Source organism: Bradyrhizobium sp. CCBAU 53351, from assembly GCF_015291745.1.
GTDB lineage: Bacteria > Pseudomonadota > Alphaproteobacteria > Rhizobiales > Xanthobacteraceae > Bradyrhizobium.
This window is the reverse complement of sequence record NZ_CP030059.1, coordinates 1517722-1539421: the sequence shown is the minus strand read 5'-3', so window position 1 is coordinate 1539421 and position 21700 is coordinate 1517722. Positions and strand designations below refer to the sequence as shown.

Below are 21700 nucleotides of genomic sequence, written 5' to 3'. Positions count from 1 at the left end.
GAAACCAATTCAGCCGGGGGCACACCCGGGGCAACACCGGCCAACGCGCCGGATCAGGGGAGGACAAGCGTGAATCCAACGAGATTTGGACTGCCGGTCGCGGCCGGCTTTGCGGCAACCGTCTTGGCGGCGACGCTGACGTCGGGTGCCGCCATGGCGCAGCTTTCCGACGACGTCGTCAAGATCGGCGTGCTCACCGACATGAACGGCCCGGCCTCCGCGCCGACCGGCCAGGGCTCGGTGACGGCGGCGCAGATGGCGATCGACGATTTCGGCGGCACGGTGCTCGGCAAGCCGATCAGCGTCGTGGTCGGCGATCATCAGCTCAAGGCCGACATCGGCGCCTCGCTCGCGCGGCGCTGGTTCGACGTCGAGCAGGTCGACCTGATCGTCGACGTTCCGGTCTCGGCGGTCGGGCTCGCGGTGCAGAACATCGCCAACGAGAAGAAGCGGCTGTTCATCACCCACTCGACCGGCACCGCGGATTTCCACGGCAAGTTCTGCTCGCCTTACGCGATCCAGTGGGTGTTCGACACCCGCGCGCTCGCGGTCGGTACCGCGGACGCGGTGGTCAAGCGTGGCGGCGACAGCTGGTTCTTCATCACCGACGACTACGCCTTCGGCCATTCGCTGGAGCGCGACGCCTCCGCGGTCGTCACCGCCAATGGCGGCAAGGTGCTGGGCTCGGTGCGGCCGCCGCTGGCAACGCCCGATCTCTCCTCCTTCGTGCTGCAGGCGCAGGCCTCCAAGGCCAAGATCATCGGCATCGCAGCCGGCCCGCCCAACAACATGAACGAGATCAAGACCGGCTCGGAGTTCGGCGTGTTCAAGGGCGGCCAGCAGATGGCTGCATTGCTGGCGCTGATCACCGACATCCACGGCCTCGGCCTGCAGGCCGCGCAAGGCCTGCTCCTGACGACCTCGTTCTATTGGGACATGGACGACAAGACCCGCGAATGGTCGAAGCGCTACTTCGCCAAGATGAACAAGATGCCCTCGATGTGGCAGGCCGGCGTCTATTCGAGCGTGATGCACTATCTCAACGCCATCAAGGAAGCCGGCACCGACGACCCGCTCAAGGTCGCCGCCAAGATGCGGGAGAAGCCGATCGAGGATTTCTTCGCCCGCAACGGCAAACTGCGCGAGGACAATCTGATGGTGCACGACCTCTGGCTGGTGCAGGTGAAGACGCCGGAGGAGAGCAAATATCCGTGGGACTATTACAAGATCCTCACCACGATCTCCGGCGACAAGGCGTTCGGCCCGCCGGACCAGGCGTGCCCGCTGGTGAAGAAGTGACGATGTAGCTGCGCTGACGATCCACCCTCGCCCCTTGTGGGAGAGGGTGGCTGCGCGAAGCGCAGCCGGGTGAGGGGTTCTCTCCGCGAGTCGAACTCTCAATTTGTACGCGCGGAGAGAACCCCTCATCCGGCGCTTCGCGCCACCTTCTTCCACAAGGGAGAAGGAAGAAAGCGCATTCGCTACTTCACCACCCCGATCTCGCGAAAATACTTCATCACGCCGGGATGGATCAGTTCCGGCCTCGGCGCCGCGGCGACCGTGTTCGACGCGGTGGTCTCGCAGGCCTGGGCGAGCTTCTTGCAGAAATTCGCTTCAACGCCGTGCAGCGCCTTCGCCAGCCGATAGGCGACGTCGTCAGGCAGATCCTCGCGTGTCAGCACGAAGCTCCACGAGCCCAGCGAAGCGATCGGCGCGTCCTGTTTCGGATAGCTGTTCGCGGGCACCAGCAGCGGCTTCAGGAAGGTATGCTTGGCGCGGATGCGCGTCATCTCGTCCACGCTGGGGGCAATGAAGCGCGCACCGGACGCGCTCGATGCCACCGCGGCAAAGCCGGGCCAGCCGATGCCGGCCCCCCACAGCGCGGCGACGCGGCCGTCCTCGACCATCGCGGGGCCGTCGCCGGCGCGGTCGAGATAGATCGCCTTGAAATCCTCGTCCTGCTTGAGCCCGAGCCCATCGAGCACATAGCGCGCCAGGATCGGCAGGCCCGAGCCCTTGGCGCCGAACGCGACGGGCTGGCCGACGAGATCGCGGATGGTCCTGTAGGGACTGTCTGCGCGCACCACGAACATGCCGGGATTGGAATAGATCGCCGTCAGGATCTTCAGCGATACCTTCGCGCGGCCGATGCCGGCGAAGGCCTCATAGGCCGGCTCGCCCGCGACCAGCGCGAGATCGAGCTCGCACTTCTCCAGCAGCGGAATGTTCTCATTGCTGCCCTTGGTGTTGCGCGGCGCGATCGTGACTTGCGGATCGGCCGCATTCATCACCTCGGCAAAGGCGTTGCCATAGAGCGGAAAGCCGCCGCCGGGCGTCGCGGTGCCGAGACTGATAGTATGGCTGATCGTATGTGGCGTGGTCGGAATGGCGTTGCCTCCGGTTTGAGCCGCAGCGGGGCTCAGGAGCAGCGCTGCGCCGAGAACGATGATCGCGAATCTCATGGTCATTTCCAACAGGCCTGCGTCAACACCGACTTGCGGCGATGTAGGCAGCCGTCCGTTTTTGTGAAAGCATGCCCGCAACGACAATAATGCAATGGGAGGCGTCATGTTGCGAATTTTGCGGTGCGGTGTGTTCGGGCTCGCAGTCCTCACAGGTCTGTTCAGCGCCACGCCTCGCGCCTCCGCCGCCTATCCCGACCGTCCCGTGCACTGGCTGATCGGCTTTGCCGCGGGCGGCCCGGTCGACATCGTCGCGCGGATCATGGCGCAGTGGCTGTCGGACCGGCTCGGCCAGCAATTCATCGTCGAGAACCGCACCGGCTCCGGCGGCAACATCGCCGCCGCCGCCGCGATCAACTCACCGCCGGACGGCTACACGCTGCTGTTCGTCGCGCCCAACAACGCGATCTCGACCTCGCTCTACAAGAAGCTGCCGTTCGACTTCATCCGCGACACCACCCCGGTCGCGAGCATCATGCAGCTCACCAACATGCTGGTCGTCTCCAACGCGTTTCCGGCGAAGACGGTCCAGGAGTTCGTCGACTATTGCAAGGCCAACCCCGGCAAGATCTCCTTTGCTTCGTCCGGCAACGGCACCTCGGTGCACATGTCGGCCGAGCTGTTCAAGGTGCTGACCAAATGCGACATGGTGCACGTGCCCTATCGCGGCTCGGCGATCGCCTTCCCGGACATCATCTCCAACAAGGTGCAGCTGATCTTCGACAACCTCCCCTCGGCCATGGAGCAGGCCAAGGGCGGCAATGTCCGCGCGCTGGGCGTGACCTCGCCGCAGCGCTGGCCGACCGTGCCTGACGTGCCCGCGATCGCCGAGACCGTGCCTGGCTTCGAATCGGTCGGCTTCTACGGCATCTCCGCGCCGAAGGGCACGCCGCCCGAAGTGGTCGAGACGCTCAACAAGGCCGTCGGCGAAGCGCTGAAGGACCCCAAGCTGGTGGCCAGGCTCACGGAGACCGGCGGCATCCCCAAGCCGATGACGCCGGCCGAGTTCGGCAAGCTGGTCGCTGACGAGACCGAGAAGTGGCGCAAGGTGGTGGAGTTCGCCGGGGTCTCGGTGGATTAGCGGGGCTCGGCCACACGGCGGTTACGGCATTGGAGGGGGCGGTTGGTCCCCCTCCATACCCAAAAGTCGCAAAACAACCCCATGCACAGTAGACGAGGCTAGCAAATTCAATGGGTTACGGGAGCCGAAAACCGGGCCTCCGCAGCTCCGCTGCTTCCCAAGGCGGTTTGCTTCGTCGGGCAAAACAGGGTATACATGCATCATCGGAAAATTCGGTTATTCGAAATGACGGGCGTTGCCGCGCCGACGTTCCCGCCCGCCCGCGCCAGCATTGCACCCCCGCCGCCATCCCTGTAAACGAACCGCGCACCGTTGCCGGCCGCGTTCCCGCGAGCTGCCTCGCGGCGGGGCCTGTAGCTCAATGGTTAGAGCCGGCCGCTCATAACGGTCTGGTTGCAGGTTCGAGTCCTGCCGGGCCCACCACGCTTCGCCCTGCGGGCTACGCGTGGCGCTGCCAAGCGGAGAACGCAGGGCGAAGCGTGGTGTCCGGCGTAGCTGGAACAAAGTGAAAGCGAAGACGGACTGCTTCGCGAACTTCGGCGAGCAAGCCAGTGCCATGAACTCCATGAACTCCCAGCGAGGTCAGTGAGGTCTCCCGCCCCGAAGCGCAGCGCCAAGGCGGGCTGCAGCCGACCGCTGCGCATCGCTTAGCCACGCATGCCTGAAGAGCGAAGTATTTCCAACTTAGCTTGAACACGCCGGATGCGAAGAGAAATTGCACACGCCGAGACTCACTACCGAGTCCCTGCTCAGCCCACCTGAGTTTTGTGCACTGTCACCGCAATCCCCAAAAAATTGTATGCTGGGAGCGACTCGCTTATAGGAAAACAATGGCCGACTGGATGCCGGTTTTCCTAATCCCGAACCTCCGTGTAGCTCATGAGGTTATCTCGGAGGAGGTGGCGATTGTGCCTTGCACAGACGACCGCCTCAAAGCCTATGAATCCATCCACCCTGAATTCAAAAAATTCGTTCAGAAATTCACCGACCCGTTCGGGGCACGTGTCTCTCCGGGCGTTCTTTTGCTTCGGTCTGACGCTCCTAAGACCTTTAGATCGATCGAAGCCGTCTCAAGCTTTCGGGACCTCCTCGCGCTGTCTGTCATTCCGCTTCAGCGCGCCAGAGGCATCGTGCATGACGGCTCTCACTACATCCAATATTCGGATTACTTTGATTTCTACCCATGGGTATATCACGAGAAGCATAAGCACCTAGTCTGCCACACGCCGGGCCAGGTCGCACTACATGAGGTTTGCGTTTTTCGTGGTCAGACTTCCCCGATTCTGTCGGCGCTAGACTTCGACCATATGGATACGGACAATCCTCTCCTGACGGCCCTGATTCAGCGCTGGCGGCAGCGATACAGTACCAAGCGTCCCCTGTGGACTGACCGGGCCCTCTTCCGGTCTCTCAACATGGCAGCGGCGGCGTCAAAGATGCCCGCGGGCGCGGACCTCACGACCTTCTCACTCGGTCGCAATATCGGACTTTGGGTCAGCGCGTTCGAAATCTTGACCCACACCGGTCAGGACAAGGTCCGCTTGTGGGACGTGTACGACCGCCTTGGTGCTGCGCCATGGAGGCACAAGAAAATGAAGGCTCGGAGGTTCAAGCCGACAAGCTCGAAGACGAAGCGCAACCTCGGCTGCTGGATTTATGGCGAAATCTACCGAGTTCGAAACGATTTCCTGCACGGGAATCCAGTCGACGAAAAAAGCCTGATCGTGAAGCGCTCCGGCCGTAACCTCTTCTCGTACGCCAGCATCCTTTATCGAATGGCTCTAACAGGCTTCCTCGACCTGAAGCCGCCGGACCCGACAACCCCTTCTGAATGGTCACGTGCAAGGTTCGACTTCTACTCCAACCAAGGAGATGTTGAAGAAGCCCTGTTGTCCGTTCTTGTATCTGATGCAGCGTTCAAGGCCGAACGCGCCGCCAGGCTGGCGCGGGTGCGCATGGTATCGCGTCGAGCTATCCGTGAAGGTTGATCGTGCACATCTTCATTGACGAGACTGGTACCTTTACGGGGGTAGGCCAACCGCTCAGCATATCCATGATCGGCGCGTTGATCGTGCCCAACGCTCGCAAGCGAAGCCTAGAGCGGGAATACGGGAAGCTCCGAAAATACCTCCCCATTGAGAAAGGCGAAGTCAAAGGCAAGCGCCTGTCAGAAAGTGACATCGCAAAGCTGATGCCGATCCTTAGGCATCACGACGTTATCTTCGAAGTGGCGGCCATCGATCTAGGAATTCATACCGAGGAAGGCATTCGGCGCAACCAGGCCGCCCGAGCCGAGGGAATGACTTCGAGCCTAACGGACAAGCACCACCAGTCTCTGATCGATGCCATTTGGAAGGCCCGGAGAGAGCTGGAGGCTTACAGCTTACAGCTCAACATCCAGAGTGCCGTGATCTTCGAATTGATCGACCGCGTCATCGAGCATGGGACAATGTATTATTCCCAGCGTCGCCCGGAGGAGCTTGCCAACTTCCATTGGGTCATCGACGCCAAAGGCGACAATTCGATTCCAACACCTTGGGAGACCTGGTGGACGATTTTCATCAAGCCAGCCCTCCAAAGCAAGATGGCCCGCGATCCCATGCGATCCATCAAGATTGGTGATTACTCGCACATGAGGCGCTTTGAGTTCGACGAAATTTCCGACTTTATGAAGAACCTGCTCAAACCAAAACCTGACGGGCCGAAACCCATGAACCTCGGTCTCGTGCTTTCGGAGAGCCTGAGATTTTCTACCGCCCCCGAGCCGGGACTGGAACTCGTCGACATACTGACCAATGCCACACGCCGAGCTTTGCGGGGAAACCTCCAGGCCGAGGGTTGGCGAGAGATTCCGTCGATTATGATCGCTCGAAATCCAAACACCATCCAGATGCTGTCGCTAGATACCAACATCCCAGAAAGTATGAAACTGCCCTACGGAAAAACGGTCATGGCGTTTCACAAGGGAGCCAAGTCAATGCTCACGGCGAAGAACCGTAAGGCAGATTGGTGACCGACGAGACTCAGTGTGTTGCTAGTGTTGCGGTGACTGTGCACTCAATTCTGCGTCCGCCCTGCGGATACCGAATGAATTAAGCACACTGTTACCGCAGCGCTCCACCTGCCACGGTTGTGATTTCACTCGCAGCGAGTGCCATGCCGGTTATACTACGCATATTGCAATTACCTGCGCGTTCAGACCATGAAACCGATTACACCGATGCAATGGAGCTTTCTTAAGCGCTATCAAGGCGCCCTAGATAGCAAAGAGTGTCTGTCCAAGCGTTTTGGTGGGGACGGCTGCGATGGAAGAATCGTTCACGCACACATGATCCCTCGCTCGCAGCTCGCACAAATTGCCGTGCAAGGTCACGTCCACGCCGTTCCTACTCGCCTTTCACCTATTGCGCAGATGAAACGATCCGGCTTTCAAGCGGAAGATATCGGTATCGGCAATTTCTCAACATTGCAGTGCTTCTGCGCACGTCATGATAAGAATCTCTTTGCGCCTTTGGAGGACGCAGCCCTCACCTTCACACGAGAACAACTTACCTTGCTGCATTATAGAGCGATGGCAGCAGAAGTTTATATTCGAGGAAACGCGGAGGATGCAGCCGCGAACGAGGCAAGAAAGTACCTAAGCAGTGATCCACGACGCGAACCATTTTACCAAGCGTTTCAGATCCATTCACTCGCCGCGATTGCAGCGGAAGAAAACTTCAAACGCACCGAGAACATGATCAACCTGTCCGGGTATGACGAAATCCGGGCCGCGATTATCCGATTTGATGCGACGCCTGTTCTGCTGTCTGTTGGCGCCTTTCGTCCACTTTACAACGTTGTCGGAACGAAGCTTCAGAATTTCTCTGAAGAAGCTGCCTACATCGGAATGCATATTCTGACCGCCGACAAAATGCCAGTCGCTATATTCACATGGCTGAAGGGCGAAAGGCCAAGCAAGCGTTTTGCCAAATCATTTTGCTTGCAACCATACAAGGAGCTCACAACGCTCGCGGTTCAAATCGCGTTTGAATACGCAGAGCACACCTGTATGCGCCGTGATTGGTGGATGTCGATCTCGAAAAGATGGCGAGCGCTCCTGCTGAATCGAGTTGAGACGGCCAACAGAGCGGCTTGGGTGCCCGATGAGGACTTCTTATCGTTTGAATCTCTGCTCGATGATTGGAAATGCCGGAGTATTGATTTCGTTAACTAGCGCAGTGGCACAGGAGAGCATCCAAAAACCGCTACCGTTGTCCCCAGCGAGCAGCGATACCCAAGTTCGCAAAGACTTCCATGAGATTTGGCTCGAATCCAGCGTTCTCCGCCAAGCGTCACAACACGCAGACCCCTCCGCCCATCCCTCGCACTCTCCACAGCCCCCGGGAACACGGGGACAAGCCCGGCCCTGCCGTTTGGGAATCCCTGCCCCGTGCTAAGCGCTGGGAACAAGCGGGGGCGGCGCGGATTCGTCCCGGCGAGGAGCGATCTCGATGCTGATGACGAAGGACAGGCGGCCGGCGATCCGCACGCTGCGTGGATGGGCGCTCCACGTGCTGCAGGAGGCTGGCGCCATCCACGAATGCGAGGAGCATGGCTGGGCCAGGGATCGGGCCGACCCGCACGCGCGCGATCACGCGCTCGCGCTTGCGCGGCAGCATCCGCCGGAGGGCGTCTCCGCCGATCAGGCGGACGCGGAGATCAACGACGTCCTCGATTCGATCGGCGAGACGTGTCCGGAGTGTCCTGACGAGGGCCTTTGACGCTTGCGGCAAACACCTTCGCGTACCAGGCGGCATAAGGCGTGTTCTTCGCCATATGGCGATTGAGGTCCGGCGCGCCGTCTTTCCACCAGACCGGCCCCCGCTCGCCCAGCGCGCGCTTGATCTCGTCCACTTCGCGATGCGCGGCAGCCTCTAGCTCCGGGGCCTGGTCCGCCTTGGCGTCGCGGACCGCGCGCCGTGCCGCCATCAGCCGCTTCACCAGGCTTGCGCGCTCGTCGTCCGAGAGATCAGGATTGGCCATCCGCCACAGGCGACCGCGGACGACGAAGTAGCGGCCGTCCGCCGTCACCGGATGCTTCATGCCGATTTCCGCCGCGCCCCTGACGCCTGCTTCTTCGCGGACGTCTCCTTGGCCGCCTTCTTGCCCGCGATCGGCATCAGCATCTCCTTCTGTCCGGCCGCCGCCTTCTTCGGCTTCCTGGCGGGTTTGCCGGCCTTCGCAGGCGCGGCCTCCTTCCTGGCCTCCTTGCCGACGCTGCGGCGCAGCGCCTCCATGAGGTCGACGACGTTCTCGCCCTTCGGCCGCTCCTTCGACTGGATGACCTTGCCGGCGCGCTTTTCGTTGATCAGCTCGATCAGCGCGGTCTCGTAATGGTCCTCGAACTTCTCGGGCTCGAAGCGGCCGGCCTTCTGGTTGACGATGTGCCGGGCGAGATCGAGCATGTCCTTGGTGACCTTCACGTCCTGGATATCGTCGAAATAGTCCTGCTCGCTGCGCACCTCGTAGGGGTAGCGCAGAAGCGTGCCGACGAGGCCCTTGTCCATCGGCTCCAGCGCGATGATGTGCTCGCGGCTGGTCAGCACCACGCGCCCGATCGCGACCTTGTCCATCTCGCGGATGGTCTCGCGGATCACCGCGAACGCGTCGTGGCCGACCTTGCCGTCGGGGCGGATGTAGTAGGGGCGGATCAGGTAGCGCGGGTCGATGTCCGACCGGGCGACAAACTCGTCGATCTCGATGGTGCGCGTGGACTCCAGCGCGATCTCCTCAAGCTCTTCCTTGGACACCTCGATGTACTGGCCCTTGTCCAGCTCAAAGCCCTTGACGATGTCCTCGTTTGGCACCTCGTCGCCGGTCTCGGCGTCCACCTTCAGATATTTGACGCGGTGGCCGGTCTGCCGGTTGAGCTGGTTGAACGAGATCTTCTCGCTCTCGGACGTGGCCGGATAGAGCGCCACGGGACAGGTGACGAGGGACAGTCTCAGGAAGCCTTTCCAGTTGGCGCGGGGGGCCATTTACGCAGAACTCCGGTTCGAGGCGGCTCGGATTCAAGACGAACGGCGGCCCTGGGTTCCGACATGGCTTGTGGAGAAAAAGGCAGCGTAAGTGTAGGATTAATGTCGCATCGCTCCGCCCCTTCGCCGAGCACCCCCTTCGGGGCCGCCGTTGGGCGGCAGGAGAATGTCATGACCAGTGAAAAAGGCCCGAATATCAAGAAGAAGCAGAAATGCAAGAATTGTGAGGGCAAAGGCTTGGTCAAGAAAGGCGACAAGGTGCTGAAGTGCCAGCGCTGCAAAGGCACGGGCGTGCGCTGACCTTGCGCTGATGACCCTGCCGCATGCGGTTTCTCGGCAACGAGAAGGCTGCAAGCGGCATCAATCGGGAGAAAGCAACCATCCGTCGATGAGCTCGCGGACGAGCCGGCGGTCGTGATCGAGGTCCGTCGAGCGATACTGCTTGGCATCCCTGCTGACCAGGGAATCGGCCACGCGCGCACCGGATGGTGTTCGCTCCAGGCGAAGCGCAAATATCATGAACCTGGTCCAGCTCCGGCAGAAATACACCCAGTCGCCGTCGCAGCAGACGGACCATTTCTGCTCCATCTCGTCTGGCTGGAAGCCGCGCAGGATCAATTCATGCTCGGCCGCGGTGAAGTCGGCCTGGAAGCCGAGCGGCTCGATCTCTGCGGGCGGACGACAGTGCTTGCACGGCCGACCGGTCGATATGGCGCAAGTCATCGTCATCTCCTGCCGCGGATTGCGGGCAATTTGAGCGCGCTACGGGACAGGTCGCGTCAGCATCATTCATCGACGGCGGCCGACCAACATGACCCAAAGGGGTCATTCAACGCTCGCTTCGGCGTGATATATTGCCCGCCGCCTCGCGGGCCCCGCAAGCGTCATGTCGGCTGCGAGTCGAGATCGATCCCCCCCGATGGCCGAGGGGTGGTGCTCGAGGGCGAACGAACCATCGCGGCAGTCCCCTTTGCCTCACCCACCTTGTCTGTCCAAACAGCCCCGCTATTCTGGCGGCATTGCCCCACTGAAGGACATTTGCATGCGTGCCCGCGCCCTCTGCCTCTTACTCGCCCTTGCCGCCAATCTCGCCCCGGCCGCGGCGCGCGACACCAAGCGCTGTCCGCCGGACTTCAGTGTGGAGCACCGCCTGGACGCCGAGCAGAAGGCGGCCCTCAATCTCAATGCCCGCGAGCGCGCCGCCATCGAGGACCTCAAATACGCCACCATGGCGCCGATCAGGGAGAAGTACGACAAGCGGGAGATCGATCGCGACGAGTACAACCGCATCACCAAGCAGCGCGACGACGCGCTGCGCTGCATCGACGCCGACAACAACCTGAAGGACCAGCAGTCCTACTACACCGAGCAGACCAAGCTGATCGAGGCCGGCTGCAGCAAAGCTCCGGTCGACAAGATGTATGTCGGCTGGCTGAAGGAGGGCGAAGAGCGCAAGGCCAAGGCCTGCGCCAAGGCCGATCTCGAATATCTGGCCCAGATGGTCAAGCAGCTCAAGGAGATCCAGGCCGACAAGCTCGCCAAGGAGGAGAAGTCGACCCCCGCCGTCAAGACCGTCGATGCCAGCCAGAAGAACGCGCCGTTCTGCGAACAGATTCGCGCCGTGGCGGGCCACGCGGCCGACCTGTTCGCCGGCATCACGAAGGAAAAGAAAGAGAAGTGGTTCATCGAGCCGGGCACCCTCGGCAGCAAGGGCGTCAAGATCAGCGACATGGCGGCGATCGACGAATACGCCACCCCGATCACCGTCTCGCAGGACTTTCTTGCATCCAAGCCGGAATGCGCCATCGAAGTCGGCACCGAAAAGGACATCACGCTCCGCATCGTTCCGACCTATGAATGCGATTGGCGATACGACAAGACCAACCGCCGCGAGCTCGAGCAGCGCACCGACCGCCTGCTCAATCTCGTCCGCGGCTGCTTCGGATCGATCAAGGAGGACGGCGAGTTCTACCGGCACCAGTTCGTCGGCGACGAGATGGTCGCCGTGTCGGGGGATCTTCATTTTGGCGAGGGCAAGCCGTCCCGCATCTATCTGAAGATCGCCAAGCACACGCCGGCCGAGGACCGGGCCTGCATCAACTACGGCTTCCAGCACAAGGAGCAGGACAAGAAGCTCTGCATGTCCCGGCTGAAGCCCTGAAAGCGGGCGAACGATTGAAGGCATCGGACAGAGGATGAGCGGGTGAAGTCGATCATTTCGCTCGCGACGGTCCTCCAACAGGAGGAGGCGCGGCGCGAGCGATGTGCTATCGTCCGCACAGCCCCTCACCGGAGACCCCCCCATGCCCACCAGCGTCAAGCAAATGCTCGAAGCCGCCAACGCGGCGGTGCCCAAGATCACGTCGGAGCAGGCCGCCGAGATGATCAGGAACGGCAACACGCTCGTCGTCGACGTTCGCGACGCGCCGGAGGTCGCCGCCAGCGGCAAGATCGAAGGCGCAGTGCACGTCTCGCGCGGGATGCTGGAGTTTCGCGCGGATCCGGAATTGCCCTCTCATGACAAGGCGTTCGACAAGAGCAAGAGCGTCATTCTCTATTGCGCGTCCGGCGGACGGTCTGCGCTGGCCGGCAAGCTGCTGAAGGATCTGGGCTACGAGAAGGTCTACAACCTCGGAGGCTTCAAGGACTGGACGGGGCCGGTCGAGAAATAGCGGATCACGCGCCGCGGTTCGTGGCAACGATTGGCCTTCAGGCGTGTTGTTCCCCAGGAGAGAGGGACGCAGCGAGGCGCGCCATGACCAAACCTACCATGACCAAGCCTATCGCCAAGGATACCGGACTGACACCCGACGACTTCCCGATCGAAGCCGACAAGGACAAGCTCAGGACGCACAAGGGCGATCCGGTCGCCTCGGCCGAGTCGGAGGAGATCGCCGACCAGATCGCCGAACGGCTCAACGAGCACGCGCACCGGGAAGAGCAGGACCGCTGGTCGGCGTAAAGCGCGCCGAGGGCAACGGACAAGAATAGGAACAGAGCCGCGCGCCAGGCATTGAGCCGCGCCGGGTTTTTGGAATCCCGGTAAACGGCAGCCTCGGCGCGAAGTCCCGCCCCCTAACCAGCCGCCGAGGCCGCCTGATCCCAGGCACAGGAGCGGAGCGGCAGACGCAAGGCGGCCCACAGGCCGTGCCGGGCTCCGGTTCGACGGGCGCAAACCGCAAATAGGAGATTCGGTCGGCCTGCGCGTTGCGCCCAGCCGCGCCCTACTCCATCGACATCGTCTGCCGCCGGCGCAGCTCGGACGGGCTGTGGCCGAACTTCCGGCGAAACACCGTGCTGAAATGCGACGAGCTGCTGAAGCCGAGGCGATAGGCGATCTCGGTCACCGACAGCGCGCGCAGCTCCGGGCGCATCAGCGCGTCGTAGCAGCGCTGCAGGCGGCGGTTCAAAATCCATTCCGACACCGACATCTCGGTCGATCGAAACAGATAATGCAGATGTCGGAGCGAGACGCCGTTGGCCCTGGCGATCTTCTCCAGCGACAGGTCAGGCTCGGTCAGGTGCTCCTCGATCCAGGCCTTGACGGAACGCAGCCGCGCGTTCCGCGCCGTCGCATCTTCCGAGAACTCGTCCTTGTCGCCCATGTCGAGCGCGAGCGCCAGAACGTCCATCAGCTCGTGACCGAGCCGGCCTCGCGCAGCCTCCTCCAGGCTTGAAGCCTCCGCGGCAAGCAGCGCGCAGAACTCGGCGGCGATCCGCCCCAGGCCCCGCCCCGTCGCGATCGTCGCCACGAGCGGCATCTTGCCTTCGGCGAAGCGCGACGAAAATTCCTTGCGCGGGATTTCCAGGTACAGCGACCGAAACTGGTTCGAGCATTCGAGATCGTAGGCATCGGACGCCGAAAAGATCGCGCCGATGCCCGGGCTGGTCACGAGGGTCTGGCCGGCCTGGAGCACGTCCATGCTGCCCTGTTGCAGAAACTGGACGTAGTAACAATCCTTGTCGAGCTTGGCGATGTGCCGCTCGCGCCGCGAGATGCGCTGCTCCGACAGGAAGACGTCGCTCATCGTAACCGGGCCAAATTGCGCCTCGCGGATAAAGCCCTGGTAGTCGGCCGGCTTCACCGCGTTCACGTCGACATGAACGTAGTGGTCGCAGATGGCATCCTGCCAGGCGGCGAAGCGCTTGGCGGGGTCCAGCTCCTCGGTCGTGAACACGAGATCCATCGGCGGCCCGTCGCAGCGAGGTTTACCTGTGCAGCGCACAAAAGCTTGTTGGCCTCGATCTTAGGTTCCCGTCAGCTTCACGCAAGACTCTTTGCGCGCCAGCGCAAAAGGTTTGCGCGTTCAAGCAAGCCGCGCTGAGGCCTCTCGCCTATCAAGCGCAAAACAAATCTTGGACGGGGGGAGGCACGCGCGCGGGAAGACGGCGGTCCCGCACGCGCGATGCCGATCCCTAGGGGATGGCAAGCGATGACGCGCGTTCGGATCAGCCAGCAGGAGATCGTGTTTGCGGTCTTCGCCGTCCTCTTCCTGAGCTTCTCGATCTTCCTCAACGGCTTTCTCTCCGCCGACAACATGCTGACATTGCTGCAGAACGTGGCAGTGCTCGGCATCCTTGGCCTTGCCATGGCGATCGTGGTGATCGGCCGCGGCATCGACCTGTCGCTGATCGCGGCGCTCGCGGTCCCCGGCGGCCTCGTTCTGCAGATGGTGCAGAATGGCCATTCGCTGCCGGCCTCGCTGCTGTCGGCCGGCCTGCTGTCGATCGCGATCGGTCTCGTCAACGGCTGGCTGATCGCCTATGCGGAAGTGCCGCCTCTGTTCGCGACGCTGGCAACCGGCCTGTTCGTCGCGGGTCTCGGCCAGGCCGCGCTCTTCCAGCTCGACGTCGTGCAATGGAGCGACCAGATGGCCGGGTTCGAGCGGCTCGGCCAGGGCAGCATCCTCGGCATCCCCACATCGATCGTCATGTTCGCGATCGCCTGCGTGGTGGTTTTCATCCTGCTGCGCAAGACGCGCTGGGGCGCCTATATCTACGCGATCGGCGACAACCCGTTCGCGGCGCGCGTCACCGGCATCCCGACGCGGCCGATCATCGTGCTGCAATACGTCCTTGCGGCGCTGATCGGCTGCTTTGCCGGCCTCGTGATGGCGGCGTCCGTCAACTCCATGCCGACGCGCATCTTCAACTCGACGCTGATCTACGACGTCATCCTCGTCGTCGTGCTCGGCGGCATCGGCCTGTCGGGCGGACGCGGCGGTGTCGTCAACGTCATCATCGGCACGCTCTTGATCGGCACGATGCTGAACGGAATGACGATCCTGAACATTCCCTATGCCGGCCAGAATCTCATCAAGGGCCTCGTGCTCCTGATCGCTGTCATCACCGACACGTTCCTCAACCCACGCAACGAAGAAACGGCCCAACAGGGCGACATCTGATCTGCCCCAACAAGGAGGAAGACAATGGCCTGCATGAATAAGTTCGCGCTTGGAAGTCTCGCCGCATTGGCGCTTGCAGCCGGCACGGTCCCGGCCCTCGCCCAACAGGGGCTCGACGAGCCGTTTCAGAAGACCTTCCGGGAAGCGCTGGCCGGCAAGACCGTCGCCTACGTTCCGGTCGCGATGAACTTCGACCTGACGGAAGGCTGGTACGCGGGGCTCAAGAAGGAGCTCGAGCCGTTCGGCGTCAAGTTCGTGATCCGCGATCCCAACTGGAATACCAATGCGGGCGCACAGGCCGTCACCTCGCTGATCTCGGAGAAGCCGGCGGTGATGGTGATCCACAATCCCGACGTCCAGACCTACGCAAAACTGCTGCAGCGCGCGGAGAACGAGGGCATCTACGTCATCCAGATCAACATGGGCTCGGCCTATCGCAGCTCGGCCTTCGTCGGCGCCAACTGGATCGAGATCGGCGAGCGGCAGACCGAAGGCGTGGTGAAGGCCTGCCAGGGCAAGTCGAACAAGATCGCCATCATCCAGGGCGCGCTCTCCGCGGCGGCCAGCGCCTATACGCTCAAGGGCGTCGAGAACATCCTCGCCAAGCACCCCGAAATCAAGGTCGTCTCCAGCCAGGCCGCCGATTGGGATGCCGCGAAAGCCAAGGCGATCACCCAGACGGTGCTGAAGCAGAACCCTGATCTCTGCGGCATCGTCGGCTTCTGGGACGGCATGGACATCGGCACCGCCGCGGCAATCAAGGAAGCCGGCCTGACCGGCAAGGTGTTCCTGGCGACTTCAGGCGGCGGCGAGCGCAAGGGCGCGTGCGAACTCGTGAAGAACGGCTCGTTCGATCTCAACATGAGCTACGACGTGCCGACGCAGGCAGCGCAGATGGCCGGCACGATCAAATGGCTGTTGTCCTCGGGCGCCAAGCCGGGTTCGGTCAAGGGCTCCGAGTACACCACGCTGATTCCGATCACCAAGGAGAACGCCGACACCCAGACGGCGTGCTGGAATCTCTCCGACCTCAAGAAGTGATCGCAACCGACGGCGCGCGTTCCGCCCCTTCGGGCGCGGAGCGCGCAACCCTGCTCATGGAATCATCGGAAGGCAGATGCGCGAGACACTGACGAGGCTCCGATATCGCTACTGGCCGGACCATCTCCTCGGCGAGATCCTGTCCAAGCGATGGACCGAAACCGCCATTCCAGTGATCCTGCTGCTGATCGTCGGCTTCGCGCTCAGCCGTTCGCTCGAGCACTTCCTGTCGCCGTCGAGCCTCGCCGACACCGCGCGGCAGGCCGGCGAGATCGGCTTCATCGGGCTCGGCATGGCGCTGGTCGTCATCGTCGGCGGCATCGATCTGTCGGTCGGATCGATCTTCGCACTGACGGATTTTTGCGCGCTGTATTTGCTCGACGTGCTCAATTGGCCGGTCCCCGCCGTGGTGGTCGTCACCATGATCGTCGGCGGGCTGCTCGGCGCCGTGAACGGCGTGCTGATCGGCTATCTCAGGCTGCGCGCCTTCATCACCACGCTGATCACGCTGATCATCTACCGCTCGGCCTACGATCTGCTGATCCAGCGCTATTCCAACGCCATCGCCTCCGCCTTCCCCGACATTCCGACATGGGACTTCATCGGCGGCGGAACCGTGGTCGGCATCCCCAGCGTCGCGCTGGTCTACATCGTGATCGCGATCTTCGGCCACGTCTTCCTGACGCGGTTGCGGCCGGGCTGGCACATCACCGCGATCGGCGGCTCGCGGCGTTCGGCCTATAATTCCGGAATTCCCGTCCGCCGCACCATCGCGCTCTGCTATGTCGCGAGCGGCGTGCTGACCAGCATCGGCGCGCTGTTCTTCGCCGCCCGGCTCGGCACCGTCGGCGGCGACATCGGCGTCGGCCTCGAGGTGATCGTGCTGACCGCGACGGTGCTCGGCGGCATCACGCTCGGCGGCGGCAAGGGGTCGGTGGTCAAGTCGATGGCCGGCGTGCTCGTCGTCCTCCTCGTCACCAACGGCCTGACCGCCATGAACGCGCGCGGCGGCGTCAACCGCATGGCGCTCGCGACGATCCTGCTGGCGGCCGCGATGGTCGACATCCGCTGGCAGAAGAACCGCACCCGCATCATCAGCAAGGTCTATGTCGCCCCGACCTACCATGCGCTGCCGCCACCGCCGCCGACCGAGATCGGCAAGGGCGGACCGTTCGAGCAGAACGACAGGCTGCGCGACGTCTCGCTGATCGGGCTCGGCCGGATCGAGGCGCCCGAGGACGTCATCCTCGATCGCAACGACGTGCTCTACGCCGGATCGCGGCACGGCGACATCATCCGTTTCTTTCCGCCGGACTACGAGCGGATGGAGGTGTTCGCGCATATCGGCGGCCAGCCGCTCGGCATGGCCTTCGACAAGCACGACAATCTCTATGTCTGCATCGGCGGCATGGGCCTCTACCGCATCAAGCCCGACGGTACCGTGGAGAAGGCCACCGACGAGACCAACCGCAGCCTCTATTCCGTGAACGACGACAGCCGGCTGCGGCTCGCCGACGATCTGGACATCACCGACGACGGGCTGATCTTCTTCTCAGAGGCCACCGTTCGCTACGAGATGGACGAGTGGCCGGTCGACGGGCTGGAAGCGCGCGGCAACGGCCGCATCATCTGCTACGACACCAAGACCGGTGCGACCCATACCGCGCTGCGCGGCCTCAAATTCCCGAACGGCGTCGCGGTCGCGAGCGACGGGCAATCCATCCTGTTCGCGGAGACGTTCGGCTGCTCGATCAAGCGCTACTGGTTCGCAGGCCCGAAGAAGGGCGACGTCGAAATCGTCATGGACAACCTGCCCGGCTATCCCGACAACATCAACCTTGCCTCGGACGGCAATTATTGGCTGGCGCTGGTCGGCATGCGCAGCCCGTCGCTCGACCTTGCCTGGAAGATGCCGGGCTTCCGCCGGCGCATGGCCAAGCGGGTGCCGGTCGACGAATGGCTATTCCCGAACATCAACACCGGCTGCGTCGTCAAGTTCAACGAGCAGGGCAAGATCCTGGAATCGTTCTGGGACCTTAGGGGTCTCAACCATCCCATGATCACCTCGATGCGCGAGCATCGCGGCTATCTCTATCTCGGCGGCATCGCCAACAACCGGATCGGCCGCTTCAAGCTCGACAACGCCGATCCGAACTTCGTGCAATATGACAAGCGCTGGGGGACGTCATCGTGATCGCCGCACTCAGCGAATTCGCCAACCGATTCCTCGGCCGCGGCGAGGCGGCCATCACCGTCCCGTCGTTCGACGGGGCGTTGAAACCCAACCAAGCGCTCGAGCATGCGGAGACCCTGCTCGAATGCGAAGCGCCGGAGGATCTCGCCACCGACGGCACCTCGGTGCTGCTTGCCGATGGCGTGCGGCTGACACGCCTTTCCGGCAACGCGGCAACGACGGTTCGGACCTTTGAGCGGCCAATCTCTGCGCTGGTATCCTTGCCCGGGGGACGCCTCGCCGTCGCGCTCGGCGGCACGGAAGTCCGGCTCTACGACAATGTCGCGGCGGAGACGCCCACGGCCACATTCTCGCAAGGGCTGCACGCCGTCAACGCGCTCGCGCCCGCGGCCGACGGGACGTTGATCGCAACGGACGGATCGTCGTTGCGCGGTGTCGGCGACTGGGCGCGCGACCTGATGGAGCTCGGCAAGACGGGCCGCGTGCTGCGGCTCGATTCGAAGTCGGGCGCGATCACGCAGCTTGCCGGCGGATTGGGCTACGCTTTCGGCGCGGTGGCGAGCGACGGCAACATCCTCGTCAGTGAAAGCTGGCGGCATCGCCTGGTCTCGATCGCGCCGGACGGAACCCGCGAAGATCTGCTGCGGCACCTGCCCGTCTATCCGTCCCGGCTTTCGCCGGCGCCCGGCGGCGGTTTCTGGCTCACCGCCTTCACCGCACGCACCCAGCTGGTCGAGTTCGTGCTGCGCGAGCCCGCCTATCGCCGCCGCATGATCGCGGAGATCGACCCGGAGTTCTGGGTGGCGCCGCGCCTGCGCTCCGGCCATTCCTTCAAAGAGCCGCTGCAGGGCGCACACATCAAGACCATGGGCGTGATGAAGCCATGGGCGCCGCCGCGGTCATACGGCCTCGTCATCCGCCTCGCAGCCGACGGCTCGCCGCGCACCTCGCTGCATAGCCGCGCCGACGGCGTCAACCACGGCATCGTCGCCGCCGTCGAATGCGGCAGCGATCTCGTGATGATCGCAAAGGGACCCGGGCGCGTCATCAGGCTGCCGCTGGCCTCGCTCGGCGAGGAGGCCCGCTCATGAACGACCTGGTCCTGTCGCTGTCGAAGGCGACCAAGCTTTACGCCGGCGTGCCCGCCATCGACGGCGTCGATTTCGACCTGCGGCGCGGCGAGATCCATGCGCTGGTCGGCGAGAACGGTGCGGGCAAGTCGACGCTGACGAAAGTCATGGCCGGCGTCGTGACGCTGACATCTGGCGGCATGAGCGTCGACGGCGTCGAGGTCACCCCGAGGACTCCGTTGGAGGCGCGCAATCTCGGCATCGCCATGGTGTTCCAGGAGAACAGCCTGGTGCCGACGATGACGGTGGCGCAGAACCTGTTCCTCGGCCAGGAGAAGTTCTACAACCGCCTGCGCGGCATCTACATCGCGGCCCAGCAATTCCTGCAATCGCTCAATTTCGACGTGACGCCGACGGCGACGGTCGGCGGCCTGGGGGCGGCCAAGAAGCAGATGGTCGAGATCGCGCGCGCCGTCCTGCACAAGGCCAAGGTGATCATCTTCGACGAGCCGACGGCGACGCTGACGCCGGAGGAGAAGAAATACTTCTTCGACCTGGTCAAGGACCTGAAGCGGCGCGGGGTCTCCATCATCTTCATCTCGCATGCGCTCGAAGAGGCGCTGTTGCTTGCCGACCGCATCACGGTGCTGCGCGACGGCAAGCATGTGGTGACCGACGATGCCTCCCGCTTCGACCGGGCGCGCATCGTCCAGGCGATGGTGGGGCGGAATCTCTCCAACACGCTCTACGGCGCGCGCAAGACGCAAATCCGCCCTTCGGGCAAGCGGGTGCTGACGGTGCAGAACCTGAAGATGGCGCCGATGGTGAAGAACAATTCGCTGTCGGTGTTCGCGGGCCAGATCACCGGCGTGTTCGGCCTCGTCGGCGCCGGGCGCACCGAGACCTTCAAGATCGTCGCAGGCGTCATGAAGCGAGACTTCTTCCATGGCGGCGAGGTGATCCTCGGAGACAAGCCGGTGCGCTACCGCGTTCCCGCCCCGGCGGTGCAGGCGGGCATTGCCTACGTGACCGAGGACCGCAAGGTCGAAGGGTTCTTCGAGACCGCATCGATTGCGCGCAACATCTATCTCGGCCTGCTTGCCAAGTTTCCCAGGGGACGCGCCTGGCTGTCGCGACGCGAGAGCACGGCGACCGGAAAATCGTGGATCGAGCGCCTCAAGGTGCGCGCCATCGGCGACGAGGCCAAGGTCGTCGAGTTGTCCGGCGGCAACCAGCAGAAGGTCGTGATCGCCAAATCGCTGATCCAGGATCCGGAGCTGATCATATTCGACGAGCCGACGCGGGGCGTCGATGTCGGGGCCATCGTCGAGATTCACGAGCTGATCAACTCACTGGCCGACAAGGGCAAGGCGGTGGTCGTGATTTCGTCCTACCTGCCGGAGATCATGGCGCTGTCGGACCGCATCCTGGTGTGCCGGCAAGGCAAGGTCGTCGAGGAGTTCTCCGCGCTGGAGGCGACGGAGGAAGCCATCATGTACGCGGCGATCCATTGACGGTTTCCCGCGCGGGCGTCGCGACGCGACCGGATCAGGCGGAACGCGGCCTCGCGGCGGGCTGCGCATGTCGCTCGTTCAGCAGCCTGCCGGTTGCGCTGTTGACGAAGTGCAGCGACATGCAGGCCGGGCATCGCACGGGCACATAACTGTCGGCCGACGCCGAACTCTCGGATCGCTCGTCATCGATCCGATGCTGGACGTTTATGCCGGTGCGCGGGCACCTGAAGAGGATCTGGCGGTGCATGCTCCTCTTATCCTCCGGAACCGCCGTCGGCGAAATTCCGGACGATTCCCTACGGAGCTTTCCCAGGTTTGCGATGGGTCAATGCGAGCCATCCGGCCGCGCCTATGATCAAGGTGGTTTCGGGCGCGCTGTCGCCCGGTGCCGCACGAAGCGGGGCCCGGACTCCTAGGCACTCCGGGCGCCGCTTCGGAAGAAGGGGTGCGGGCAATCGCGATCAGGAATCCGGCTCCGAAAGGAGCGGCTTTGCCGGCGGGTGCGATGGAACGAGAGCTGGGACCGCGGGTTGAATGGCCCAGCCGCTGGACAGAGCAGGCACGCCCGCAAGCAACAGGCCACCATCGGGACCGCCTCGACCAGGAGAGCAGCCATGATGTCCGCCAATCTCGACGATCTCTCAGCGGCCGTGCGCTACGCGCTCGAGACGACGCGTGCGACCACAGCCTGCCCTTTTCATGATGAGGTGGTCATCCGCGTCGGCGACGACGCCGCCGAGAGCCATGCCTACGAACGCGCCAAGCGAATCCTGAAGAGCGACGGGACGCCGTTCGAGGCCGACGCCCTCAGGGAAGAAATCGGCCACCAGCTCGCGAGCGCCGCGGACGGCCGATGCCCGAAATGCGACCGGACCGGTCCGGCCGGCTAGAGCGCTCTGCGCCGCGTTCGCCG

22 protein-coding genes and 1 tRNA gene are annotated in these 21700 nt (G+C 63.1%); 17 read left to right on the top strand and 6 right to left on the bottom strand.

Annotated features, from left to right (window positions below):
* The first annotated feature begins 69 nt into the window (after positions 1-69).
* On the top strand, positions 70-1299 hold the full coding sequence (locus XH83_RS07435; RefSeq protein WP_194406368.1) for an ABC transporter substrate-binding protein: 1230 nt from the start codon (positions 70-72) through the stop codon (positions 1297-1299).
* Between the two features lie 182 nt (positions 1300-1481).
* On the opposite strand, the gene XH83_RS07430 is transcribed toward XH83_RS07435, so the two are convergent.
* Positions 1482-2462 carry a TAXI family TRAP transporter solute-binding subunit gene (locus tag XH83_RS07430; RefSeq protein WP_194406367.1) on the bottom strand — a complete coding sequence of 327 codons (981 nt, stop codon included), beginning with the start codon at positions 2460-2462 and terminating at the stop codon, positions 1482-1484.
* Positions 2463-2568: 106 nt separating this feature from the next.
* Here XH83_RS07430 and XH83_RS07425 point away from each other — a divergent pair, with 106 nt between their 5' ends.
* The 6 genes from XH83_RS07425 to XH83_RS07400 all read left to right on the top strand — a co-directional run bounded on the left by XH83_RS07425 (position 2569) and on the right by XH83_RS07400 (position 8306).
* Positions 2569-3543, top strand: coding sequence for a tripartite tricarboxylate transporter substrate binding protein (locus XH83_RS07425; RefSeq protein WP_194406366.1), 975 nt, complete (start codon positions 2569-2571; stop codon positions 3541-3543).
* Between the two features lie 347 nt (positions 3544-3890).
* Positions 3891-3966 (top strand) — tRNA-Ile (locus XH83_RS07420).
* Between the two features lie 407 nt (positions 3967-4373).
* Positions 4374-5531, top strand: coding sequence for a hypothetical protein (locus XH83_RS07415; RefSeq protein ID WP_194406365.1), 1158 nt, complete (start codon positions 4374-4376; stop codon positions 5529-5531).
* A gap of 2 nt (positions 5532-5533) precedes the next feature.
* Positions 5534-6556, top strand: a complete 1023-nt coding sequence (locus XH83_RS07410) for a hypothetical protein (protein ID WP_194406364.1) — start codon at positions 5534-5536, stop codon at positions 6554-6556.
* A gap of 189 nt (positions 6557-6745) precedes the next feature.
* Entirely contained in the window at positions 6746-7759 is a 1014-nt protein-coding gene (locus tag XH83_RS07405; protein ID WP_194406363.1) for a hypothetical protein, read from the top strand.
* A 277-nt stretch (positions 7760-8036) separates the two neighbouring features.
* Positions 8037-8306 (top strand): hypothetical protein, encoded by a 270-nt coding sequence (locus XH83_RS07400; protein ID WP_194406362.1) that lies wholly within the window; start codon positions 8037-8039, stop codon positions 8304-8306.
* Here XH83_RS07400 and XH83_RS07395 read toward each other — a convergent pair.
* Both XH83_RS07395 and XH83_RS07390 read right to left on the bottom strand, forming a co-directional pair.
* Entirely contained in the window at positions 8245-8628 is a 384-nt protein-coding gene (locus tag XH83_RS07395) for a hypothetical protein (RefSeq protein WP_194406361.1), read from the bottom strand. The two genes, XH83_RS07400 and XH83_RS07395, sit on opposite strands and share 62 nt — an antisense overlap.
* Entirely contained in the window at positions 8625-9563 is a 939-nt protein-coding gene (locus XH83_RS07390; protein WP_194406360.1) for a Ku protein, read from the bottom strand. The genes XH83_RS07395 and XH83_RS07390 overlap by 4 nt, the downstream gene beginning before the upstream one ends.
* Before the next feature lie 171 nt (positions 9564-9734).
* Between XH83_RS07390 and XH83_RS40190 the strand changes: the two genes are divergently transcribed.
* The gene (locus tag XH83_RS40190) at positions 9735-9863 is read left to right on the top strand and encodes a hypothetical protein (protein WP_256438918.1); all 129 of its coding nucleotides are present in this window, start codon (positions 9735-9737) and stop codon (positions 9861-9863) included.
* Between the two features lie 60 nt (positions 9864-9923).
* On the opposite strand, the gene XH83_RS07385 is transcribed toward XH83_RS40190, so the two are convergent.
* On the bottom strand, positions 9924-10286 hold the full coding sequence (locus XH83_RS07385; RefSeq protein ID WP_210346999.1) for a hypothetical protein: 363 nt from the start codon (positions 10284-10286) through the stop codon (positions 9924-9926).
* Between the two features lie 319 nt (positions 10287-10605).
* Here XH83_RS07385 and XH83_RS07380 point away from each other — a divergent pair, with 319 nt between their 5' ends.
* The 3 genes from XH83_RS07380 (at position 10606) to XH83_RS07370 (ending at position 12525) form a co-directional block, all read left to right on the top strand.
* Positions 10606-11724 (top strand): hypothetical protein, encoded by a 1119-nt coding sequence (locus tag XH83_RS07380; protein ID WP_194406359.1) that lies wholly within the window; start codon positions 10606-10608, stop codon positions 11722-11724.
* 142 nt (positions 11725-11866) lie between these two features.
* The gene (locus XH83_RS07375; RefSeq protein WP_194406358.1) at positions 11867-12235 is read left to right on the top strand and encodes a rhodanese-like domain-containing protein; all 369 of its coding nucleotides are present in this window, start codon (positions 11867-11869) and stop codon (positions 12233-12235) included.
* A gap of 83 nt (positions 12236-12318) precedes the next feature.
* Positions 12319-12525: a hypothetical protein gene (locus XH83_RS07370; protein ID WP_246776426.1), complete on the top strand. Its 207-nt coding sequence runs from the start codon at positions 12319-12321 to the stop codon at positions 12523-12525.
* Positions 12526-12787: 262 nt separating this feature from the next.
* On the opposite strand, the gene XH83_RS07365 is transcribed toward XH83_RS07370, so the two are convergent.
* Entirely contained in the window at positions 12788-13750 is a 963-nt protein-coding gene (locus XH83_RS07365) for a helix-turn-helix domain-containing protein (protein WP_194406357.1), read from the bottom strand.
* Between the two features lie 246 nt (positions 13751-13996).
* Between XH83_RS07365 and XH83_RS07360 the strand changes: the two genes are divergently transcribed.
* The 5 genes from XH83_RS07360 (at position 13997) to XH83_RS07340 (ending at position 20787) form a co-directional block, all read left to right on the top strand.
* A complete protein-coding gene (locus tag XH83_RS07360) occupies positions 13997-14968 on the top strand; it encodes an ABC transporter permease (RefSeq protein ID WP_194406356.1) in 972 nt (323 codons plus the stop codon).
* A gap of 24 nt (positions 14969-14992) precedes the next feature.
* Positions 14993-16009: a sugar ABC transporter substrate-binding protein gene (locus XH83_RS07355; protein ID WP_194406355.1), complete on the top strand. Its 1017-nt coding sequence runs from the start codon at positions 14993-14995 to the stop codon at positions 16007-16009.
* 76 nt (positions 16010-16085) lie between these two features.
* Positions 16086-18203 carry an SMP-30/gluconolactonase/LRE family protein gene (locus XH83_RS07350; protein WP_194406354.1) on the top strand — a complete coding sequence of 706 codons (2118 nt, stop codon included), beginning with the start codon at positions 16086-16088 and terminating at the stop codon, positions 18201-18203.
* Positions 18200-19294 carry a hypothetical protein gene (locus XH83_RS07345; RefSeq protein WP_194406353.1) on the top strand — a complete coding sequence of 365 codons (1095 nt, stop codon included), beginning with the start codon at positions 18200-18202 and terminating at the stop codon, positions 19292-19294. The genes XH83_RS07350 and XH83_RS07345 overlap by 4 nt, the downstream gene beginning before the upstream one ends.
* A complete protein-coding gene (locus XH83_RS07340; protein ID WP_194406352.1) occupies positions 19291-20787 on the top strand; it encodes a sugar ABC transporter ATP-binding protein in 1497 nt (498 codons plus the stop codon). Before XH83_RS07345 ends, XH83_RS07340 begins: the two co-directional genes overlap by 4 nt.
* Before the next feature lie 34 nt (positions 20788-20821).
* Here XH83_RS07340 and XH83_RS07335 read toward each other — a convergent pair whose 3' ends face one another.
* A complete protein-coding gene (locus XH83_RS07335) occupies positions 20822-21034 on the bottom strand; it encodes a hypothetical protein (RefSeq protein WP_194406351.1) in 213 nt (70 codons plus the stop codon).
* Positions 21035-21401: 367 nt separating this feature from the next.
* Between XH83_RS07335 and XH83_RS07330 the strand changes: the two genes are divergently transcribed.
* The gene (locus XH83_RS07330; protein WP_194406350.1) at positions 21402-21677 is read left to right on the top strand and encodes a hypothetical protein; all 276 of its coding nucleotides are present in this window, start codon (positions 21402-21404) and stop codon (positions 21675-21677) included.
* Positions 21678-21700 lie beyond the last annotated feature (23 nt).